The sequence below is a fragment of the Pseudoalteromonas sp. 19-MNA-CIBAN-0066 genome (assembly GCF_040308705.1).
GTDB classification, from domain to species: Bacteria; Pseudomonadota; Gammaproteobacteria; order Enterobacterales; family Alteromonadaceae; genus Pseudoalteromonas; species Pseudoalteromonas nigrifaciens.
In genome coordinates this window covers 1-2,340 of sequence record NZ_JBEONZ010000076.1, presented here as the reverse complement: position 1 = coordinate 2,340, position 2,340 = coordinate 1, and the positions used below count along the sequence as shown (strand labels likewise).

Below are 2,340 nucleotides of genomic sequence, written 5' to 3'. Positions count from 1 at the left end.
GTAAACGTCCGGTGATCATCACCTAGATATTGATATTCCAAGGCAATAATTGTTCTATGTCTGGCTCAGGCTGACAAAGCTCATCGAGGCAATGCATGATGTAATCAAATGGCGTTAAGCCGTTGGATCTTGCAGTTTCGATGATGCTGTATAGGTGAGCGCTTGCTATTGCGCCGCGTGAGGTTTGGCTAAACATCCAGTTCTTACGGCCAATAACAAATGGTTTGATAGCGCGCTCGGCGCGGTTATTGTCGATATTAAGCTGACCATTTTCAAGATAAACTATAAGTTTATGCCATTGATTAGCGAGATAGGTTGCTGCCTCTGCTAACTTGGTTTTCCCGACTAAACGTGGCTGGTTTTGCTCTAGCCATTTATGCAGTTTATCGATAATAGGTTTCGCTTGCTCTTGCCTTATTTCATGCTTTTGTTCTGGTGTTTTATCGTTGAGTTTTGATTCAATGCCGTACAGTTTTTGAATAAGACTCAAGACTACGTCGGCTTTGCCTGTCTTGTTTTTACCCTGCACGTGTTTTGCTTCTATAAATTTACGACGTGCATGGGCCCAGCAACCAACTAGTGTTGATTGCGTTTGTGCATACGCTTGATAACCATCAACCTGTAAATAGCCCGAATAGCCATCCAGATAATTAACCACACAGGAAGCTGCCCGACTATTTTGATAGTCGTAAAGCACAATGTTTGGCATTGAGTTGTGTTTATTTATAGCCGATGGCGAATCCGTGCCGGTACAATATAGCCACATGTAACTTTTTACTTTGTCGGCGTTGACCACATTGACCGTCGTTTCATCGGCATGTATCGCAGGCTGTTTAAGTAACGCGTGTTTCAGTCGTTGTATCAGCGGTTCAAACAAGGTAGCGGATGCGAGTACCCAGTCACTCATGGTTTTACGGCTAAGCTCAATGCCGTATTGCTTGAACATCGACTCTTGTCTGTGCAGTGGCAGTGCATATTGATATTTGCTGGTGATGATTTGACTTAACAAACTGGACGTGGCCATGCCTTTGTTGATGGCCATGTTTGGCATCTTGGCTTGTTTAATACTGTTATTCGACCCTGACTTATCACATTCACGACACGCGTACTTTGGGCGAATATGCTCAATGACTTTTATCTTTGCGGGAACGAAGTCGAGCTTTTCGCTGACGTCTTCACCCATTTTATGCAACTCATTACCACAGCAGTTACACAACTTGTCTTCTTCGGCAATGTCATGAATCACTTGCTCACGGGGTAAGTCTTTGGGTAATGGTTTGCGCTTTGGTGTTTTGCGAGTGTAGATAATCTCTTGCGTAGCAAGCTCATCAAGTTGCTCAATGATGTCTTCGGCTTCATTAAACAATTCACCTTGTGCGTCAAAGACTTCGGCACTTTTACCAAATTGTTTTTGTTGCGCTAGGCGGAATTGTTCCTCTAGATACCGGTTTCTTGCAGTCGCTTGCGCTAATTTTTCAGCGTGCTCTGCCAGCAGCTTTTTAAGCAAAGCCGGATCGTCTGGAAGGCAGTTAACATCAATGTTCATCCTTTTATTTTATAATGTTTTTTACCGTAAACTAGCTTAATGCGATGGTTAATATTGATCCCGCGACGATCTAAATAATGCTAGCGTTTTCGATGTTGATTTGTTGATGCCCTATGACATCATACCCAGATAATAACCAGTGTAATTGTTGCTCGGTTAAGTTTAGGGTGTCGGCGCTGAGGTTTTTCGGCCATTTAAATTTGTGCTTATCGAGGCGTTTATACCACAGGGCAAAGCCTGTGTTATCCCAATACAATATCTTCAGCTTATCTCGGCTTTTATTACAAAAAACAAACACGGCACCGGATAGCACTGACAGTTCGAGTTCACTTTCAACAATGGCCGCTAAGCCATTAATGGATTTTCTGAAGTCGACAAACTGATTGCAAAGGTACACGTCGGGCACATCAATAAACATGTTCATGCTTGCAGCGCCTTTATTAAATTAGCCACCCATGTAGGCTCAGATGAGGTTGGTATAGTTAAATGAGTTTCACCATGAGATAACGTGATTGAGGCATTCACTTTATGGGGAATGGCTTTGTTTTGCACTTTCACCAATTTAGGTGCTTTTGCAGCGTCTTGTAACTTAGACCGATATTTATAAAAGTTTGAAGTGGGTAACATGTTTTCTTTACAAAATGCGACAATAGATAAGCCGCTGGTTTGTTGCTGCTCAATCAATTTTTGCCAGTCATTAAGGGTTCTTTTTTGCATAATACCTCCAGTAGAAACTGACGGTATTTTCAATTAATTAAATCCACTCTGCTAGGTGTCGTTGCTCGGACGCTTAC

Annotated in this window: 3 protein-coding genes; all 3 read right to left on the bottom strand. The window is 42.4% G+C overall.

What is annotated here, in order from left to right; all coding sequences use genetic code 11:
* Positions 1-22: 22 nt before the first annotated feature.
* The gene (gene tnpC / locus AAEZ18_RS18195; RefSeq protein WP_350595469.1) at positions 23-1,546 is read right to left on the bottom strand and encodes an IS66 family transposase; all 1,524 of its coding nucleotides are present in this window, start codon (positions 1,544-1,546) and stop codon (positions 23-25) included.
* Positions 1,547-1,616: 70 nt separating this feature from the next.
* The gene (gene tnpB, locus AAEZ18_RS18190; RefSeq protein ID WP_024596033.1) at positions 1,617-1,970 is read right to left on the bottom strand and encodes an IS66 family insertion sequence element accessory protein TnpB; all 354 of its coding nucleotides are present in this window, start codon (positions 1,968-1,970) and stop codon (positions 1,617-1,619) included.
* A complete protein-coding gene (tnpA, locus tag AAEZ18_RS18185) occupies positions 1,967-2,263 on the bottom strand; it encodes an IS66 family insertion sequence element accessory protein TnpA (protein WP_024596032.1) in 297 nt (98 codons plus the stop codon). The genes tnpB and tnpA overlap by 4 nt, the downstream gene beginning before the upstream one ends.
* Between the last annotated feature and the right edge of the window lie 77 nt (positions 2,264-2,340).

What these genes read in the sequence shown, in the direction of transcription:
- tnpB (WP_024596033.1), bottom strand. Translation starts at nt 1,970, where the DNA reads ATGAACATGTTTATTGATGTGCCCGACGTGTACCTTTGCAATCAGTTT.
- tnpA (WP_024596032.1), bottom strand. Translation starts at nt 2,263, where the DNA reads ATGCAAAAAAGAACCCTTAATGACTGGCAAAAATTGATTGAGCAGCAA.
- tnpC (WP_350595469.1), bottom strand. Translation starts at nt 1,546, where the DNA reads ATGAACATTGATGTTAACTGCCTTCCAGACGATCCGGCTTTGCTTAAA.